This is a genomic window from Massilia cellulosiltytica, assembly GCF_047325105.1.
GTDB classification, from domain to species: domain Bacteria; phylum Pseudomonadota; class Gammaproteobacteria; order Burkholderiales; family Burkholderiaceae_D; genus Telluria; species Telluria orientalis.
In genome coordinates, this window is sequence record NZ_CP168562.1 from 7,223,262 (window position 1) to 7,241,113 (window position 17,852).

Annotated in this window: 15 protein-coding genes; 7 read left to right on the plus strand and 8 right to left on the minus strand. The window is 64.5% G+C overall.

All coding sequences use genetic code 11. From position 1 onward, the window contains the following. The first annotated feature begins 10 nt into the window (after positions 1 to 10). Both ACEN9H_RS31765 and ACEN9H_RS31770 read left to right on the plus strand, forming a co-directional pair. Positions 11 to 1,048: an FAD binding domain-containing protein gene (locus ACEN9H_RS31765; protein WP_413673324.1), complete on the plus strand. Its 1,038-nt coding sequence runs from the start codon at positions 11 to 13 to the stop codon at positions 1,046 to 1,048. Continuing rightward, on the plus strand, positions 1,045 to 3,264 hold the full coding sequence (locus tag ACEN9H_RS31770) for a xanthine dehydrogenase family protein molybdopterin-binding subunit (RefSeq protein ID WP_413673325.1): 2,220 nt from the start codon (positions 1,045 to 1,047) through the stop codon (positions 3,262 to 3,264). Before ACEN9H_RS31765 ends, ACEN9H_RS31770 begins: the two co-directional genes overlap by 4 nt. A 12-nt stretch (positions 3,265 to 3,276) precedes the next feature. Here ACEN9H_RS31770 and ACEN9H_RS31775 read toward each other — a convergent pair whose 3' ends face one another. The 6 genes from ACEN9H_RS31775 to ACEN9H_RS31800 all read right to left on the minus strand — a co-directional run bounded on the left by ACEN9H_RS31775 (position 3,277) and on the right by ACEN9H_RS31800 (position 9,170). Continuing rightward, positions 3,277 to 4,764 carry an efflux transporter outer membrane subunit gene (locus ACEN9H_RS31775; RefSeq protein WP_413673326.1) on the minus strand — a complete coding sequence of 496 codons (1,488 nt, stop codon included), beginning with the start codon at positions 4,762 to 4,764 and terminating at the stop codon, positions 3,277 to 3,279. Beyond that, on the minus strand, positions 4,761 to 5,717 hold the full coding sequence (locus tag ACEN9H_RS31780; RefSeq protein ID WP_413673327.1) for an efflux RND transporter periplasmic adaptor subunit: 957 nt from the start codon (positions 5,715 to 5,717) through the stop codon (positions 4,761 to 4,763). Before ACEN9H_RS31780 ends, ACEN9H_RS31775 begins: the two co-directional genes overlap by 4 nt. A gap of 7 nt (positions 5,718 to 5,724) precedes the next feature. Next, positions 5,725 to 5,931 carry a DUF1656 domain-containing protein gene (locus ACEN9H_RS31785; protein WP_025511664.1) on the minus strand — a complete coding sequence of 69 codons (207 nt, stop codon included), beginning with the start codon at positions 5,929 to 5,931 and terminating at the stop codon, positions 5,725 to 5,727. Between the two features lie 11 nt (positions 5,932 to 5,942). Beyond that, a complete protein-coding gene (locus tag ACEN9H_RS31790; protein ID WP_413673328.1) occupies positions 5,943 to 7,985 on the minus strand; it encodes an FUSC family protein in 2,043 nt (680 codons plus the stop codon). Beyond that, on the minus strand, positions 7,982 to 8,434 hold the full coding sequence (locus ACEN9H_RS31795; RefSeq protein WP_056126901.1) for a MarR family winged helix-turn-helix transcriptional regulator: 453 nt from the start codon (positions 8,432 to 8,434) through the stop codon (positions 7,982 to 7,984). Before ACEN9H_RS31795 ends, ACEN9H_RS31790 begins: the two co-directional genes overlap by 4 nt. A 103-nt stretch (positions 8,435 to 8,537) precedes the next feature. Continuing rightward, positions 8,538 to 9,170: an HAD hydrolase-like protein gene (locus ACEN9H_RS31800; RefSeq protein ID WP_413673329.1), complete on the minus strand. Its 633-nt coding sequence runs from the start codon at positions 9,168 to 9,170 to the stop codon at positions 8,538 to 8,540. A gap of 151 nt (positions 9,171 to 9,321) precedes the next feature. On the opposite strand from ACEN9H_RS31800, the gene ACEN9H_RS31805 reads away from it, so the two are divergent. From ACEN9H_RS31805 to ACEN9H_RS31825, 5 genes are all read left to right on the plus strand, one after another. Further along, complete coding sequence (locus ACEN9H_RS31805) at positions 9,322 to 10,533, plus strand: PHA-depolymerase-like protein (RefSeq protein WP_413673330.1); 1,212 nt, start codon at positions 9,322 to 9,324, stop codon at positions 10,531 to 10,533. A 271-nt stretch (positions 10,534 to 10,804) separates the two neighbouring features. Next, positions 10,805 to 11,896 carry an acyltransferase family protein gene (locus ACEN9H_RS31810; RefSeq protein WP_413673331.1) on the plus strand — a complete coding sequence of 364 codons (1,092 nt, stop codon included), beginning with the start codon at positions 10,805 to 10,807 and terminating at the stop codon, positions 11,894 to 11,896. Between the two features lie 73 nt (positions 11,897 to 11,969). Then, positions 11,970 to 12,539 (plus strand): HNH endonuclease, encoded by a 570-nt coding sequence (locus tag ACEN9H_RS31815; RefSeq protein WP_307188321.1) that lies wholly within the window; start codon positions 11,970 to 11,972, stop codon positions 12,537 to 12,539. Positions 12,540 to 12,665: 126 nt separating this feature from the next. Continuing rightward, a complete protein-coding gene (locus ACEN9H_RS31820; RefSeq protein ID WP_413673332.1) occupies positions 12,666 to 13,421 on the plus strand; it encodes an SDR family oxidoreductase in 756 nt (251 codons plus the stop codon). A 30-nt stretch (positions 13,422 to 13,451) separates the two neighbouring features. Next, positions 13,452 to 13,865: a cupin domain-containing protein gene (locus ACEN9H_RS31825; RefSeq protein WP_056126905.1), complete on the plus strand. Its 414-nt coding sequence runs from the start codon at positions 13,452 to 13,454 to the stop codon at positions 13,863 to 13,865. Positions 13,866 to 14,000: 135 nt separating this feature from the next. Here ACEN9H_RS31825 and gyrB read toward each other — a convergent pair whose 3' ends face one another. Further along, entirely contained in the window at positions 14,001 to 16,505 is a 2,505-nt protein-coding gene (gyrB, locus tag ACEN9H_RS31830; RefSeq protein ID WP_056126906.1) for a DNA topoisomerase (ATP-hydrolyzing) subunit B, read from the minus strand. A gap of 229 nt (positions 16,506 to 16,734) precedes the next feature. Next, on the minus strand, positions 16,735 to 17,841 hold the full coding sequence (gene dnaN / locus ACEN9H_RS31835) for a DNA polymerase III subunit beta (RefSeq protein WP_056126907.1): 1,107 nt from the start codon (positions 17,839 to 17,841) through the stop codon (positions 16,735 to 16,737). Positions 17,842 to 17,852 lie beyond the last annotated feature (11 nt).

Genomic DNA, 17,852 nt, shown 5'->3' on the forward strand with positions numbered 1-17,852 from the left:
GGGGACGTGCATGCAATCGATCTTCTACGACCGTGCCAGGGATGTGAACCACGCGCTCGAACTGGCGCGCCAGCCGGGTGCGAAATACATCGGCGGCGGCACCAACCTGCTCGACCTGTACAAGAGCGGCATCGAAAAGCCTGTCCGCCTGATCGATGTGAGCCGGCTCGCGCTGGCCGACATCGACGAGCTGCCGGGTGGCGGCCTGCGCATCGGCGCGATGGCGAGCAACACGGCGGCCGCGAATCATCCGCTCGTGCGCCAGCGCTATCGCCTGCTGTCGGAGGCGCTGCTGAACGGCGCGTCGGCCCAGCTGCGCAACATGGCGACCATCGGCGGCAACCTGCTGCAGCGCACGCGCTGTTATTACTTCACCGATCCGACTTTCCCTCACTGTAACAAGCGCGATCCCGGCTCGGGCTGCGACGCCATCGACGGCCACAACCGCATCCACGCGATTTTGGGCGCGAGCCCGCACTGCATCGCGACCAATCCTTCCGACATGAGCGTGGCCCTCGTCGCGCTCGATGCGGTCATCCACCTGCAGGGGTCGGACGGCGCGCGGCAGGTGCCCGTCGCCGAGTTCCACCGCTTGCCGGAGGACCGCCCGCAGGACGACACGGTGATCCGCCCCGGCGAACTGATCACGGCGGTGGAATTGCCGCCGACGCCGTTTTCCCGGCATGCGCACTACCTGAAGGTGCGCGACCGGGCCAGCTATGCGTTCGCGCTCGTGTCGGTGGCGGTGGCCGTCGACGTGGACGGCGACACCATCCGCGACCTGCGCATCGTGCTGGGCGGCGTGGCCCATAAACCCTGGCGGGCGCTGGGTGCGGAGCAGAGATTGCGCGGCCAGTCGCTGGGCGCGCTTACCGACGACGTGCTGGGCAAGGTCGGGGCGGATGCCGTCGCCGGTGCGCAGCCGCATGCGCACAACGCGTTCAAGGTCGAACTGGCGCAGCGCGCGGTCGCGCGGGCGCTGCGGATCGCCACGGGCGGTCAGGCCACGGGCAGTCAGGCCACGGGCGAGATGGGAGGCATGGCATGACGATCACGGGCGCTCCCATCAATCGCGTCGACGCCTGGGCGAAAGTCAGCGGCGCGGCGCGCTATTCGGCCGAGCATCCGGTCGACAACGTGGCCCATGCGGTCCTGGTCACGAGCACGATCCCCAGCGGACGCGTGCTCTCCATCGACGACAGCGCGGCCCGCGAGGTGCCGGGCGTGCTGCTCGTGATGACGCCCGCGAACGCCATGCGGCTTCCTCCCAACATGAAGGACGGCAAGCTCCAGCCGCCGATCGGGCGCAGGCTGACCCTGCTGCAGGAAGACGACGTCTACTACAACAACCAGCCGATCGCTGTCGTCGTGGCGGACACGTTCGAGCGCGCGCGCGAGGCGGGCGCCCGGCTGCGCATCGAGTACGAACGCAAGCCGGCCGTGCTCGACTTCGAGCAGGCCAAGGCGTCCGTACATCCGCCGGAAAAAGTGTTGACGGAAGAAACCGACACGAAGCGGGGCGATTTGCAGGCGGGGCTGCTGGCCGGCAGCGCGCGGATAGACGTCACCTACACGACGCCGGTCGAGAACCACAACCCGCTCGAAACGCACGCGACGATCGCCCAGTGGGACGGCGACCGCCTCACCCTGTACGACTCGACGCAGTACATGAAGGGCGTGCAGCGCATCGTCGCGAGCATCTTCGGTATTCCACCCGAGAACGTCACTGCGATCTGCCCGTACGTGGGCGGCGGCTTCGGGGCCAAGGGTTCCGTGTGGTCGCACGTGGTGCTCGCCGCGATGGCCGCGAAGCAGCTGGGGCGTCCCGTGAAACTGTCGCTGGACCGCAACCAGATGTTCGGCCCGGTCGGCACCCGCCCGAACACCGAGCAGCGCATGCGCATGGCGGCGCTGTCGGACGGCCGCATGACAGCATCCAGCCACGACACGATCGCCTACACGTCGATGATCGAGGACTGGATCGAGCCGTGCGGCCTCGTCACGCGCATGATGTACGAGAGCCCGAACCAGGCAACGTCGCACCGGCTGGCGCGCATGAATCTCGGTACGCCCACGTTCATGCGCGCGCCCGGCGAGGCCACCGGTTCGTACGCCCAGGATTGCGCGATCGACGAGCTGGCCTACGAGTTGCACATGGATCCGCTGGATCTGCGCCTGAAAAACTACACGGAGCGCGATCCCGGCAAGGACTTGCCGTTTTCGAGTAAATCGCTGCGCCAGTGCTACGAGATCGGCGCCGAGCGCTTCGGCTGGCGCGACCGCAATCCGCAGCCGCGCTCCATGCGTCAAGGTAATAAACTGGTCGGATGGGGCATGGCGACGGCGAGTTATCCGACGAACCGTTCGGCGGCGGAATGCTCCGCGACCTTGCTGCCGGACGGCACCGCGCTGTTCCGCTCCGGCACGCAGGATCTCGGCACCGGCACCTACACCGTGATGACGCAGGTGGCGGCGGATGCGCTCGGCGTGCCCGTCGACCGCGTGCGTTTCGAGCTGGGCAATTCGCAGATGCCGGAAGCGCCGGTCTCGGGCGGATCGACGACGGTGGCCAGCGTGGCCCCGGCCGTGCAGGCGGCGGGGAGGGCGTTGCGCCTGAAACTGCTCGGCATCGCGGCGGCCGATGAACGCTCGCCCTTGTTCGGCGCGACGGCCGACCAGGTGGGCGTGGATTCGACGTCGGATGGTGGCGAGCTTTACCTGCTGGACGATCCGGCGCGGCGTGTCGCGATGCAGGCCATCGCCGCACGCCACGGCGGTCCCGTGGAGGTGACGGCGAAGGCCGAGCCCGGCGACGCGAAGCAGAAGTACTCGATGCATGCGTTCGGCGCCGTGTTCGTCGAGGTGACGGTGGACGAAGACCTGGGCGAGATCCGTGTGCCGCGCGTCGTGGGCGTCTACGGCGTCGGCAAGCTGATGAACGAAAAGACGGGCTACAGCCAGCTGATGGGCGGCATCGTCTGGGGCATCGGCCTGGCGCTGTTGGAAGAGACGCTGATCGACAAGCGAGAAGGCCGCGCGGTGAACGGCAACCTGGCCGAGTACCACGTGCCGACGAATGCCGACATCCAGGCGATCGACGTGCAGATCGTCGACGAGGACGACCCGCACGTGAACCCGCTGGGCGCCAAGGGCATCGGCGAGATCGGCATCACGGGCGTGGGCGCCGCGATCGCGAATGCCGTGTTCCACGCTACGGGCAAGCGGGTGCGGGATTTGCCGATCACACTCGATAAATTGTTGTGAACGCCGGGCGCGTCACTCCGCGTGATGCGCCTGCGCGACATGCTCCTCGCCATGCTTGGCATGCGTGTTCTCCCAGCCGCCACCCAGCGCCAGGAACAGCTGCACCTGATCCGCCGCCAGCTGCGCGTCGGACGCCGCGAGGACGCTCTCGGCGCTGGCCAGGGTGCGGTCCGCGTCCAGCTGGGACAGGAAGTCGGTGCGGCCGAACTGGTACAGCTTGGCCGACTGGCGTGACGCCAGCGCGCTCTGGTCGCGTGCAGCGCGCAGGGCGGCGTTGCGGTCGAGCTCGCGAGCGTAGACGGTCAGCGCGCTTTCCGTCTCGCGCAGTGCGTTCAGCACGACCGAGTCGAAGCGGGCCAGCGCACCGGCCGTGCCGGCCTTCGCCTGCGCGATGTGCGAGCGGGCGGAGCTGGTCGCCGGCAGGCTCCATGAGATCAGCGGGCCCAGGCTGAACTTCCACGTGTTCGCATCGTTGAACTGGTTCATCATGCCGATCATGCCGACCGACGCACCCAGGTTGATGTTCGGGTACAGCTCGGCCGTCGCCACGCCGATGCGCGCGGTGGCGCCGGCCAGCTGGCGTTCGGCCTGGCGCACGTCGGGGCGGCGGCGCAGCAGGGCGGCGCCATCGCCGACGGGGATCGTCGCGGCCACGCGCGGCGGCGTCGAACATTGCGCGACCTCGGCCGGGAACTGGCTCGGCACTTCACCTGTCAAAACTGCCAGACGGTACAGCGCCGTGCGGCGGCGCGCTTCCAGCGGCGGCAGGTTGGCGCGCAATTGTTCGAGCTGGGCTCGTGCACGGGTGGTGTCGATGGCGATGCCGCGGCCGCGCTTGACGCGTTCGGCCGTGAGATTCACGAACTTCCGCTGCAGATCGACGGACTCCTGCGCCACTTTCAGCTGGTAGCCGGCCGAACACGCTTCCGCATAGGCGCGGGTCGTGTCGGCCGCGACGATCACGTGTGTGAGGTCGCTGGCCGCCTGTGCGGCTTCGACGTCCGCTTCCGATGCTTCGACGGCGCGGCGGATGCGGCCCCACAGGTCGAGCGTGTAGCCGATCTTGACGTCGGCGTCGTACAGGCCGTCGGTGGGGAGTTGTTCCGGGATGCCCAGCTGCGCGCCGGCGATGCGGCCGTATTGCGGGGCGGCGCTCATCTCGACTTCGGGGCGCTTCTTTTCCTCGACCTCTTCCAGCACGCCATGCGCGCGCTGCAGGTTGGCGGCGGCCACGCGCAGGTCGGCGTTGTTGGCGAAGGCCTTGGCAACCAGCTTGTCGAGCAGCGGGTCCTGGTACAGGCGCCACCAGTCGGCCGGGAGCGGCTCGGACTTGAAGGACTGCTCGGCCGCGCCCATGAACGGGGCATTGGCCGCGTCGCGCTTGATCACGGCCTCTTTCGGCACGTGGTAGTCGGGGCCCACCGTCGTGCAGGCGGCGAGCGCGGCCGCCAGCAGCGACAGCGTGAAGACTTTCTTGACGGAGGATCGGAAGCGGTTCATGACGATTGATGCGTGGTAGTCGCGGCAGGAAGGGCAGCCACCGCCTTGGCCGCAGGTTTGGCCAAAGGTGTGGTCAAAGGTTTGGCCACAGCAGGCAACACCTTCACCGTCGCCGTCTGCCCGGCAACGAGTCGCACATTGGCCGGCACCTGGTCGATGGCGATGCGCACCGGCACGCGCTGCGCGAGGCGGACCCAGTTGAAGGTCGGGTTCACGTTCGGCAGCATGTTGGCGCCGGTGCTGCGGTCGCGGTCCGTGATGCCTTCGGCGAAGCTTTCCACATGGCCGCGAATCGGCTGGCGCGTGCCCATCAAGGTGACGTCGACCGCGTCGCCGAGCTGGATGCCGGGCAGCTTCGTCTCTTCGAAATAACCTTCGACGTAGAACGAGCTGCTGTCGACGACGGCCATCACCGGATGCGCCGCAGTGGCGTACGCGCCTTCGCGCAGGTCGAGGTTCGTCACGATGCCGTTGACGCTGGAGACGACGCGCGTGCGCTCGAGGTTCAGCTTCGCCGTGTCGCGGTTGACGATGGCCTGGGCCAGCGCGGCCCGCGCCTGGTCGCTGCGGGTCTGGCCCTGCTCTCGGGTTTCCTGCGACACGAGGTCGTCGAGCTGGGTGTTACGCTGGTTCTCGCGCAGCGCCTGGGCCAGCGCCGCCTGGGCCGCCGTCACCTGGGCTTCGCTCTGGCGCAAGGCCAGTTCGAAACGGGCGCGGTCGATGTCGAACAGCGCCTCGCCGGCCTTCACCTGCTGATTGTCGTGCACATAGACCTTGGTCACCTGACCCGTCACGTCGGGCGCGACCTGCACGACATAGGCCTTCACGCGGCCGTCGCGCGTCCAGGGCTCGACCTCGTAATGGCGCCACAGCTGCCAGCCCGCGTAGACCGCGCCCGCGGTCACCACCGCCGTGATACTTACCCGGCCAATTGTCGACAAAATAGTTTTCATAGCCATCTCAGGACCAGTTGCGTGTGTAATACGTCAGTGCGCCGAGCACGATGACGAACAGTGAAAAATCGAACAGGGCCGGGTGCCAGACGACGCGATAAAAGCCCGTCTTCGCCAGGACCAGGTTGATGAGCCGCGAGACCACCAGCGCCGCCAGCGTGAGCAGCAGGAGCGGAGGAACGTAGAGGCCGTAGATGCTGACTTCGCCGATCATCGGATCTCCTTTCAGATTGCAGTTGCCAGCGAGGGCTGATAAGCCGCCGCCTTGGGAAACAGGTCGCGCCGCATGCCGGTGAGGGCGGCGAGCGCCTCGCGCTGGGCCGCGTCGCGTTCGCCGGCGCAGATGGCGCGCAGGGCGTTGTCGAGCGTGTCCAGCAGGCTGCGTTCGCAGCCGGCGTCGACCCTGGGGCGCAGCGCGAAATGGCGCGACAGCTGCTTCATCAGCGGGCCGACGGCCGCTTCGCCGCGGCCCAGCCGGGCGCGTACGCTTTGCAGCAGGGTCATGTTCAAGCCGATGCGCAGGTCGCGCAGCGCGTCGACGGCCTGCAGGTCCTGGTCCTTGCCGGCCAGCGCGAGGCGCGGGGTCAGCTGGCCCACGCGGTCGACCATCCTGGCCGAGAATTCCGGCAGCGACGGCACGCGCTCGCCGGTGCCCATGCGCGACAGCTCGCTCCAACCGGCCTTGAGCAGGCGGCGCGCCGTCCAGCCGGCGCCCACGCGGCGGAACACGCTCGTCGTGACGGCGGCCGCGATGTAGCCGACCACCTGCGCCAGCGTGCTGTTCACGAAGGACACCATGTCCGCGTTGTGCGTGTCGATCATGGCCAGGGTGCCGCAGATGGCGAACAGGAACGGCATGGCACGTCCGAACGTCGAGGGCCGCGCAAGGAAGACACCCAGTGCGAGGAAGGTCGGGGCGCACGCCAGGACGAACGACTCGAAGTTGTGCACGGCCGGCAGGATGCCCAGCAGGTACAGGGCCGACAGCGGGATCGCGTAGATCGAATACCACATGAAGGTCTTGATGAATGGGACCGGATCGTCCTGCGTGGAGAAGAAGCAGCACAGCACGGCCGTCATCATCGGGGCGGCCGCGCCGGACGGCCAGCCGGTCAGGATCCAGAATGCGCAGCAGGCCAGCACGGCGACGGCCGCGGCGAACGCGGACAGCAGGGCCATGCCGCGGTCCAGGTGCAGCGCGCTCACCGGCACGCCCGGCAGGTGGCGCACGGCCTCGGGCAGGCGCCCGTGCACGCCGGCGTCGATGTGCTGGCGCAGCGCGCGCGTCTCGACGCAGATCTCGATCAGGCGCCGCAGCCGCGCGGCCAGGTTCACTTCGATCATGCCGGTCCAGCCCAGCGTGTCGTCGACCTTCGGTTCGAGGGCGTCGATGCGTTGGCGCAGCGCGGCGCCCTGCGCATCGATGGCCACGTCCTTCGGGCTCTCGGTGAGGGCGACGACGTCGCGCAGCAGCGCGTGCCACCGTTCCGACACCTCGGTGGCGCCCAGCTCGCGCAGCGCCGTCAGGCGGTCTTCGACGCCGGAGACGATCGGCACGAACGCGGCCAGGCGTTCCTGCAGCGCATTGACCGCCTTCTCCGTCCAGCGCAGGTGCGATGTGTCGAACGGCAGGTGCGTGGTCATCAGGCGCATCTCCGTGATGTCGCCGGCGAGCTTGCGGCGGTCGGAGGCGGAGCGCGTGTCGCCGGCCGGATTCAGCGCGTCGCGGATCCAGTGCTGGGCGTCGCGCACGGCATTGTCCAGGCGCGCCACCAGCATCGGACCGAACGGCTGCGGCAGCACGAGGCTGTGCACGACGGTTGCGCACGTGATGCCGAGCAGGATTTCCTCCACGCGCGCGAGGACGATGTCGAAGATGGCGGCCGGCTCATTGACGGCGGGGAAGGCGATGAGACCGGCGGTATAGCCGCCCAGCATCAGCATGTACGAACGCGGCGTGCGGTCGAGCAGTGAAAAATACAGGCAGCCGGCAATCCACAGCGCCAGCACCAGCGACAACAGTTCAGGGGAATTGATCAGCCGCGGCACGAGGAACGTGACGGCGATGGCGCCCAGCACCGTGCCGCCCGCGCGGTACAGCCCCTTGGAGCGGACGGGGCCGGCGAACGGCGCGGCGCAGATATAGGCCGTCATCATGGCCCAAAACGGTCGCGGCAGTCCGATGCGCATCGATACATAGACCGAGAGCATCGCTGCCGCGAATGACTTGACGGAGAACAGGATCTCCGACCGGGTTGGCAAGTTCATGCGGCCTGGATGGTGGTGATGGCCGTCGGCAGGCCGGACAGGACACGCAGCGTGGCCTCGACGTCGGCCGCGTCGAACTGCCCGAACAGTTTGCGGCGGAAGGGCGTCAGCGCCTGGTCCATCTGGTGGGCGGTCTTGAGGCCCTCGTCGGTCAGGCGCAGGATCTTGGCGCGGCGGTCCTGCGGATCTTCATGGCGCTCGACGAGGCCCGATCCGATCAGGTGGTCGACGACGCGCACGAGCGACGACGCTTCCAGGCTCAGCGTCTCGGCCAGGATGCCTGGCCGCACGCCGTTCTCGCCGAAGCGGTGGATGACCAGCACCGGCAGCCCGGTCGCCTGGGACAGGCCGAAGTCGGATGCGACCTTGTCAGCGGCGGCACGGTAGGCGCGCGACGCGTGGGTCAGCGCGGCGGTGAGACTGCTCAGGGTCTGGTCGGTGAGTCGCATGTTGATCCTCGTAAATACTTTTCTTGTTCACTGTTGATATGCGAAAGTTTAGCATGCGAAGTATTTTCCTTCAAGCCAGCTGCCGATATGTGCGCGGGACAGGTCAGGATGCGGGGGCGATGCGGCGCAGGTCGGCCGGCGTGACGAACTCGGTGGCGCATGCCTGCGCGCGCAGCGCGTCGATCGTGGCAATGCCCCAGTGGACGGCGCCGAACGCCACGCCGGCTTTCTGGGCCGCCTCCGCATCCGTCGCCTGGTCGCCGACATACAGGGCATCCGCCGGCGCCACGCCGCAGGCCTTGAGCACGGCGCGGATGCGGCTCGCCTTGCCGAACACGGACATGCCGCATTCGAAGCGCCGGATCAGTGCCGCCAGCTCGGGTCCCAGCACCGCGCGCACATTGTGCTCGGCATTCGACGAGACGACGGTGAGCACCACGCCCCGGTCGTGCAGGTGGCGCAGCGCGTCGGCGATGCCGTCGAACAGGGGAATCGCGTGGGCGCTGTCGCGCATCATCGTCATGAAGGTCTTCGACGCGAGCGGCAGCTTCCAGGCTGGCATGCCGACATGGTCCATCATCTGGCGCACGTGGAGGTGGCGCAGCTCGTCCGCGCGCGCGACGTCGATGCGGCGAAAGCCGTGCTGGTCGGCGATCGTGTTGAAGACGGTGAGGACGAACGGGAACGAGTCGGCGAGCGTGCCGTCGAAATCGAACATGGCGAGGCGGTAGGTCATGCGCACATGGTACACGCGGCGTGCTTCAGCTTTGGATGCATCGTTTTTTGCACAGCCGCCTGATCGCAAGCGCACATCGCTTTGCGCTTGCACATCGGTCTGCCTCATCTAAGCTGATCCGGGTCAAACCTATAAAACAACCGGAGACAGCATGACCATCCTGATCAGGGCAAGGCAGCTTGCCGGCATCCTCATTGGTTTTCTCGGCACGAGCGCCTTCGCAGCGGTCGTCGCTTTACCGAAGTACAACGTCAGCGTGAACGACGTGTCGGTCTCCGGTTTTTCCTCCGGCGCCCACATGGCGGCGCAGATGCATTTCGCGTATTCGAAAACGGTGAAAAAGGGCGCAGGCATCATCGCCGGCGGGCCCGTCTACTGCTCGCAGGGGAACGTCGCGATCTCGGTCGGTCCGTGCATGGCGAATACCGGCTCGCGCAATCTGCCGTACCTGATCTCGGTGGTGAATACGTGGTCGGGCAACGGCTATATCGACCCGACCAGCAATATGGCCGCATCGAAGGTCTATCTGCTGTCGGGCACGATCGATTCCACGGTGCGCCAGCCCGTGATGGACGATCTCAAGACGATGTACGGTTCGTACCTTCCGGCCGCCAATATCTATTACAAGAACAATCTCGCGGCCGAGCATTCGATCCCGACGGATTTCTTCGGCAACGGCTGCGCCATCAACGGCATCCCGTACGTCAACAACTGCAACTTCGATACCGCGGGCGAGATCCTGAAATGGATTTATGGGCCACTGAATCCGAAGAACACGGGTGTGCTGTCCGGCAGCTTCATCAACTTCGACCAATCCGTTTTCTGGGGCAATTTCAATCCAAATTTTTATAGCATGGCCAACAGCGGCTACGCCTACGTGCCGGCCAGCTGTGCCGCGGGTCAATCCTGCCGGCTGCACGTGGCCTTCCACGGCTGCCTGCAAAGCGCGTCCGTCGTCGGCACGGCGTTTTACCAGAATGCCGGCTATAACCGTTGGGCCGATACGAACAACATGATCGTGCTGTATCCGCAAACGATCGTCACCGCGAACAATCCCGGCGGATGCTGGGACTGGTGGGGCTACGAGGACGTGAATTTTCCGGCCAAGAGCGGCGGGCAAATGGTCGCCATCAAGACGATGATCGACAAGATCGTCAGCGGCAACGCGGCGGCGCCATTCACGTGCAGTTACTGGTATGCCAGCAATGTGTCGCATGTGTCGGCCGGCCGGGCTTACATCGGGGCGGATGGGCAGGTGTATGCGAAGAATTCGAACCAGTATCTGGGGTATTACATGGTCGCCGCTTATACGGATGTGAGGCAGACGTCGGTGGGCTATTACGCGTATGGGAGTTGTTCTTGAAACACTTTAGTGATCCAGCATGACTGAAATCACTCGCAAAACACCTGTTCAGCCATTATTTTTACGATTAATTTGCATCTTTATGTAACAGGCTTTACGAGGTGTAAAGCGTGGTCCCACACAATTCAGCTCGGCTATGATGGCCGCCCGCTCAGCTGTTTCCGCAACATTGTTGCTTAATTAATGCTGGGCAACACTGAAATGGCTGGGCTCACAGATGAAAGATACGGGAGTGTCTGGACCGAACGCGACGGTCCAAAAACAGTTTGGTTTGATCAACCTTTTGAAAGCCGGTGCGGCGCAATTGATCGTCCTGCACCACCTGGCGTTCTACGGCCCGATGGCCGACGCCGCGCGGCCGCTGATGCCGCCGATTATCGACTGGCTCGACCAGTACGGCCGCATCGCCGTCCAGGCCTTCCTCGTCATCAGCGGCTTCCTCGTCGCGAAATCGCTGTCGCCGTCCGGCGTGCCGGGCATCGGCAATCCGCTGGGCACGATCTGGCGCCGCTACATCAAGCTGGCGCCGCCGTTCATCGTGGCCATGTTCCTGGCGATCGGCGCCTCCGCGCTCGCGCGCACGTGGATGGTCCACGATTCGATCTCGGCCCCGCCGAACATGTCCCAGCTGGCCGCGCACGTCCTGCTGCTGCACAGCGTGCTGGGCTATGAATCGTTGTCCGCCGGCGCCTGGTATGTCGCCATTGATTTCCAGCTGTATGCGCTGATCACTTGCCTGCTGTGGTTGGGCGGACGCATCGCCGGCAACCGCTTCATGCCCTGGCTGATGCCCCTGCTGGTCACGCTGGGCGTGAGCATCTCGCTACTGTACTTCAACCGCGACGCTGATTTCGACGTGTGGGCGCCTTACTTTTTCGGCAGCTATGGCCTGGGCATCCTCGCGTGGTGGGCGAGCGACCCGCGCCGCCCGTTCATCGCGACGTTCTCCCTGCTGTTGATGATGGTGGTGCCGGCCGTGCTGGCGCTGGAACTGGATTTCCGGATCCGTATCGCGGTGGCGTCGGTCGTGGCCTGCTTCCTGTGCCTGTACGGCCGCACGCGGCTGAGCACGTATGCGAACTCGGGATGGTCGCTCATCAATTACCTGGGCAAGATCTCCTACTCGATTTTTCTCGTCCACTTTCCGGTGTGCCTGGTCGTGAATGCGGCGTTCACGCGCTTCGTGCCGAATGATGCTTATTTGCAAGGTGCAGGCGTCGTGTGGGCGTGGGCGGCCAGCGTGGCGTCCGGGGCGGTGTTTTATCACTGGGTCGAAGCGCCGCTGGGCCGTTTCCTGGCCGGGCTGGCGAAGCCGGTCGTGGTCCAGTCGTTCGGCACCAAGCCAGCGAGATTGCGGGGATGACGTCGAAGCCAGCACACGATTGCTGACTTTTATTTGTGTTCAAGCTACGCTGTCACTACGGAATGAAGGTGACATGATGAACACGCAAATCCTGGCACTCGATATTGCAGGCAACCCGTTCGACTGGATTGCGCCAGAGGACGCCATCCTGTATTACGCACTCGGCAAAGTGGCCTGGGAATTGGGCGGCCGCGAATTCGTTTTCCGCGGCGGCTATTCCCGTTCGGGCGTGCAGTCGAAAATCGCGGTCAAGCCGATCATTGCCATCGCCGGCAGCGAAATTATGACGCGCATGTTCAGGACCGGCCTGCCGCTGACGCACCAGAACGATCTACTTTTCAAGCGCGACCGCTATACCTGCGCCTATTGCGGCAACCGCTTCGCGCACAAGGAACTGTCGCGTGACCATATCCTGCCGAGGTCGCGCGGCGGCCAGGACACGTGGATGAATTGCGTGACCGCCTGCAAGCGCTGCAACCAGGAGAAGGGCAATCTGCTGGTGGAGCAATTCCGGCCGCTGATCTACGTGCCGTATGTGCCGTGTCGCGCGGAGCATTATCTGCTGAGTGGCCGGAATATCCTCGCTGACCAACATGAGTATCTTGCGGCACAGTTGCCGAAGCATAGCCGGTTGTTGAATTGATGGCCGGCTGAAATCGATCGGCTTCGCAAGAAGAACGATTGCCTGTCACAGATCGACCCCGCCGACCGTCTAAGAGTCAGGGGCAGACTTTTGGAGTCTGTTCCTTATCTTAGCGAAAGGCACATCATGAAGATCGTCGTCATCGGCGGCACCGGGCTGATCGGCTCGAAGACCGTCGCCATACTGCGGCAGGGCGGCCACGAGGTCATCGCAGGCTCCCCCAAAAATGGTATCAACAGCATTACCGGCGAGGGGCTCAAGGAGGCCATGGCCGGCGCGCATGTCGTGATTGACCTTGCCAATGCGCCGTCATGGGAAGACCAGGCGGTGCTGGAATTTTTTCAAACGTCCAGCCACAACATTCTTGCGGCAGAAGCCGCGACCGGCGTCCGGCACCATGTCGCGTTATCTATCGTTGGGACCGACCGGATGCCCGACAATGGCTATTTCCGGGCTAAGGTTGCGCAAGAGAAACTGATCGAGGCCGCCGGCAGCCCTTACACGATTATTCGCTCGACCCAGTTCATGGAATTCCTCGGCGGCATCGCCACTTCAAGTACGGATGGGAACATCGTCCGGCTTTCGCCCGGCCTGTTCCAGCCCATCGCGTCGGACGACGTCGCTGCCATCGTTGCCGATGTGGCGCTCGCCGCGCCGCGCAACGGTATTGTCGATATCGCCGGTCCGGAACGCGCGCCGTTCAACGAATTTGTCGCCCGCTACCTGAAGGCGATCGGCGACCCGCGTGAGGTGGTGAGCGATCCCGACGCCCGATACTTCGGCGGCCGCGTCGACGAACATTCGCTCGTGCCGTTGGGCGAGGCGCGCCTCGGCCGTATCGGTCTCGACGAATGGCTCCGCCGCCCGCAGGCAGAGGCCTGATTCCGCATCCGCTCACTGAAGGAGATCTCCATGAAACGCATTCTTTGTTCGCTGCTTGTCGCCATTTTGCCGCTCGCCAGCGCCCTCGCCGAAGCGCCGAAGGCGAAAAACGCCAAGGTGACCCTCGTCTACCAGCACGAGCTGCCGAACGTTCCCGGCAAGAGCATGAAGGGCGTGCTTGTCGAATACGGCCCGGGCGGCTACTCGCCTGGTCACACGCATGCCAGGTCCGCCTTCATCTACGCGACCGTGCTGGAAGGGGCAGTCCGCAGCCAGGTCAACGACGGACCCGTGACCACGTACAAGGCCGGACAGAACTTCTCCGAGCTGCCCGGGGACCGTCACGGTGTCAGCGCCAATGCCAGCAAGACCAAGCCGGCCAAGCTTCTTGCGGTGTTCGTGGTGGACACGAATGACAAGGAACTGACGACCCCATTCGACTGAAAAACTACGGGACGCCAATGCCCCGGTCCTAGACTGGAGCAATGGCGTCCCGTAGAACGTCCAGATGATTCGGCCCTTGCAGATCACATAAGAAAATCGTTGATTGCCTGGGCCTGTTCGTCAGATCTTGTCACGTCAAACGTCGATATTCCCCGCCTGCAGCGCATTCGACTCGATGAAATTACGACGCGGCTCAACCTCGTCGCCCATCAGCGTGGTAAAGATCTGGTCCGCAGCAATGGCATCCTCGATCTGTACCTTCAGCAGGCGACGCACGGTCGGATCCATGGTCGTTTCCCACAACTGCTCGGGATTCATCTCGCCCAGACCTTTATAGCGCTGCTTGGAGACGCCACGCTCGGCTTCCTCGCGCAGCCATTCCATGGCCTGCTGGAAGTCGCGCACGGCGAATTCCTTCATCTTCTCGCCTTCGCCGCGGCGGATGATGGCGCCTTCGCCCATCAGGCCCTGGAACGTCTCGGCCGAGTTTTCCAGCGTCTTGTAGTCGGCGCCGGCGACGAAGTCGGCGTCGATCGACGTCACTTGCACGTTGCCGTAGTGGATGCGTTCGATGCGCAGGCTGTGCTTGTCCGACAGTTCGTCCGAACGCACGCCCACCTTCACGCTCGGGTCGTGGATCGCGTCGGCCATCGCCTGCGCCGATTTCTCGGCCGCCTCCTGGGTCGACAGGTCCAGCTTCACGCCGGTCATGATGGCGGACAGGGCGGCGCGGTCGATCACGCGCGACAGGCGCATCATGATCGCGTTCGCCTTGTTGTACTTGTCGACCAGGTCGCCCAGCGCGCCGTCGGTGATCGTCTCCGCGCCTTCCTTCGGCATCAGGGCAGCACCGTTCAGGGCGAAGCGCATCATGTAGCTCGCTTCCTCGACGTCGTCCTTCAGGTAGCGCTCGTCGCGGCCGGCTTTCACCTTGTACAGCGGCGGTTGCGCGATGTAGATGTGGCCGCGTTCGACCAGCTGCGGCATCTGGCGGTAGAACAGCGTCAGCAGCAGGGTGCGGATGTGGGCGCCATCGACGTCCGCGTCGGTCATGATGATGATGCGGTGGTAGCGCAGCTTGTCGACGTTGAACTCGTCCGGGCCGATCGACGTGCCGAGCGTCGCGATCAGCGTCGTGATCTGTTCCGACGACAGCATCTTCTCGAAGCGCGCCTTTTCCACGTTCAGCACCTTGCCGCGCAGCGGCAGGATGGCCTGGAACTTACGGTCGCGGCCCTGCTTGGCGGAACCGCCTGCGGAGTCACCCTCGACGATGTAGAGCTCGGCCAGCGCCGGGTCGCGCTCCTGGCAGTCGGCCAGTTTCGACGACAGGCCCAGGCCGTCCATCACACCCTTGCGGCGGGTGAGGTCGCGGGCCTTGCGGGCGGCTTCGCGCGCGCGTGCGGCTTCCACGATCTTGCCGCAGATGATCTTGGCGTCGTTCGGCTTTTCCATCAGGAAGTCGGTGAGCGTCTTCGCCACGATTTCTTCGACCGGGCCGCGCACTTCCGACGACACGAGCTTGTCCTTCGTTTGCGACGAGAACTTCGGCTCAGGCACTTTCACCGACAGCACGCAGGTCAGACCTTCGCGCATGTCGTCGCCCGAGATCTCGACCTTGGCCTTCTTGGCGAAGTCGTTCTCGTCGATGTATTTGTTGATCACGCGCGTCATCGCCGCACGCAGGCCCGTCAGGTGGGTGCCGCCGTCGCGCTGCGGGATGTTGTTCGTGAAGCAGAGCACTTGCTCGTTGTACGCGTCGTTCCACTGCATCGACACGTCGACCGAGACATTGGTGCCGTTTTCCGACATACGGTCGCCGGTCGCCTGGAACACGGTCGGGTGCAGCACGGTCTTGGACTTGTTGATGTACTCGACGAAGCCGCGGGTACCGCCCTCGAAGGCGAACACTTCTTCCTTGCCGGTGCGCTGGTCGGTCAGCTTGATGTTGACGCCGTTGTTCAGGAACGAGAGTTCACGGATGCGCTTGGACAGGATCTCGTAGTGGAACTCGACGTGCGAGAAAATTTCCTCGTCGGCCCAGAAATGGACTTCCGTGCCGCGCTTGTCGGTCTCGCCGATGACCTTGATCGGCGAGACTTCCACGCCGTCGCGGATTTCGATTTCGCGGTTCAGCGGAACGCCGCGCTCGAATTCCATCTGGTGCACTTTGCCGTTCTGGCGGACGGTCACACGCAGCAGCTTCGACAGCGCGTTCACGCACGAGACGCCGACGCCGTGCAGGCCGCCCGACACCTTGTACGCGTTCTGGTTGAACTTGCCGCCGGCGTGCAGTTCCGTCAGGGCGATCTCGGTCGCCGAGCGCTTGGGCTCGTGCTTGTCGTCCATCTTGATGCCGGTCGGGATGCCGCGGCCGTTGTCGGTGATCGAGACCGAGTTGTCGGAATGGATCGTGACGTGGATTTCGGAGCAGTAGCCGGCCAGGGCCTCGTCGATCGAGTTATCGAGCACCTCGAACACCAGGTGATGCAGGCCGGTGCCATCCGACGTGTCGCCGATGTACATGCCCGGACGCTTGCGTACCGCTTCCAGGCCTTCCAGAATCTGGATCGACGAGGCGCCGTACTCTTCCGCCTTGGCAGGGGAGGATTCCAAAACTGCTTGAGTGTTCTCGGACATGACTGCTTTCTCAAATAACGTGTGAATCAGACGGGCGGGCGAGGGGCCAGCTGTCTAGATCGTCAATAAATACGGGGAGCGGCTTCGATTGCGAACTTGGGTTCCCGCCTTCGCGGGAACGACGGATTGGGGCACGCGGCCTCGACACCGTCGTCCCTGCGCAGGCAGGGACCCAATCACCACTTGAATCCCCGCACAACAGGACGAATATATGGGCGTTTCGCCCTAATTAAATACGCATCGGCATGACGACATACTTGAAGTCGCCATTTTCCGGAATCGACATCAGCGCCGACGAATTCGAGTCGCCGAGCGAGATATTCACCTGGTCGCACTTCAGGTTGTTCAGCACGTCCAGCAGGTACGTGACGTTGAAGCCGATGTCGATCGTGTCGCCGCCGTAGTCGATTTCCAGCTCTTCCACCGCTTCTTCCTGGTCGGCGTTGGTCGAGCTGATCTTCATCGAGCCCGGGGAGATCATGCAGCGCACGCCCTTGAACTTGTCGCTCGTCATGATCGCGGCGCGCTGCAGCGAGCGCAGCAGCTCTTCGCGGCTGATCGTGAAGTCGTTCTTGTAACCCTTCGGGATCACGCGGGTGTAATCCGGGAACTTGCCTTCGACCAGTTTCGACACGAGTTCGATGTCGGCGAACGTCAGCTTGACCTGCGAGGCGGCGATGTCCAGGCGGACTTCGTCGTCGCTTTCTTCCAGCAGGCGCTGCAGTTCCAGGATGGTCTTGCGCGGGATGATCACTTCCTGGCGCTCGAACGTCTGCTCGGCCGTCACTTGCGCGAAAGCCAGGCGGTGGCCGTCGGTGGCGACGGCGATGACGTTGTTACCGTCCAGCACCAGCAGCAGGCCGTTCAGGTAGTAGCGGATGTCTTGCTGGGCCATCGCGAAGTGCACCATGTTGAACAGGTGCTTCAGCGTTTTTTGCGGCAGCGTGACGGTCGCGTTGTAGCTGTCGGCCACGGACACGGTCGGGAATTCCTCGGCCGCCAGCGTCTGCAGCGCGAAGCGCGACTTGCCGCTCTGGACGGTCAGGCGCTTGTTCAGCAGGGTCATCGTGACGTCGCCCGATTCCGGCAGGGCACGCAGGATGTCCAGCAGCTTGCGTGCCGCGACGGTCGTGCCCGTCTCTTCAGGACCCGAACCGATGTTGGCCAGGGTCGTGATCTGCACCTCGGTGTCGGTCGACAGGAACGAGACGCTTTCGCCAGTCTTGCGGATGAGGATATTGGCCAGAATCGGCATGGTGTGCCGACGCTCGACAATACCACTCACGATCTGCAGTGGCCGGAGAAGCGTGTCTCGGGTGGATTTGACCAGTTGCATAAATATCCTCG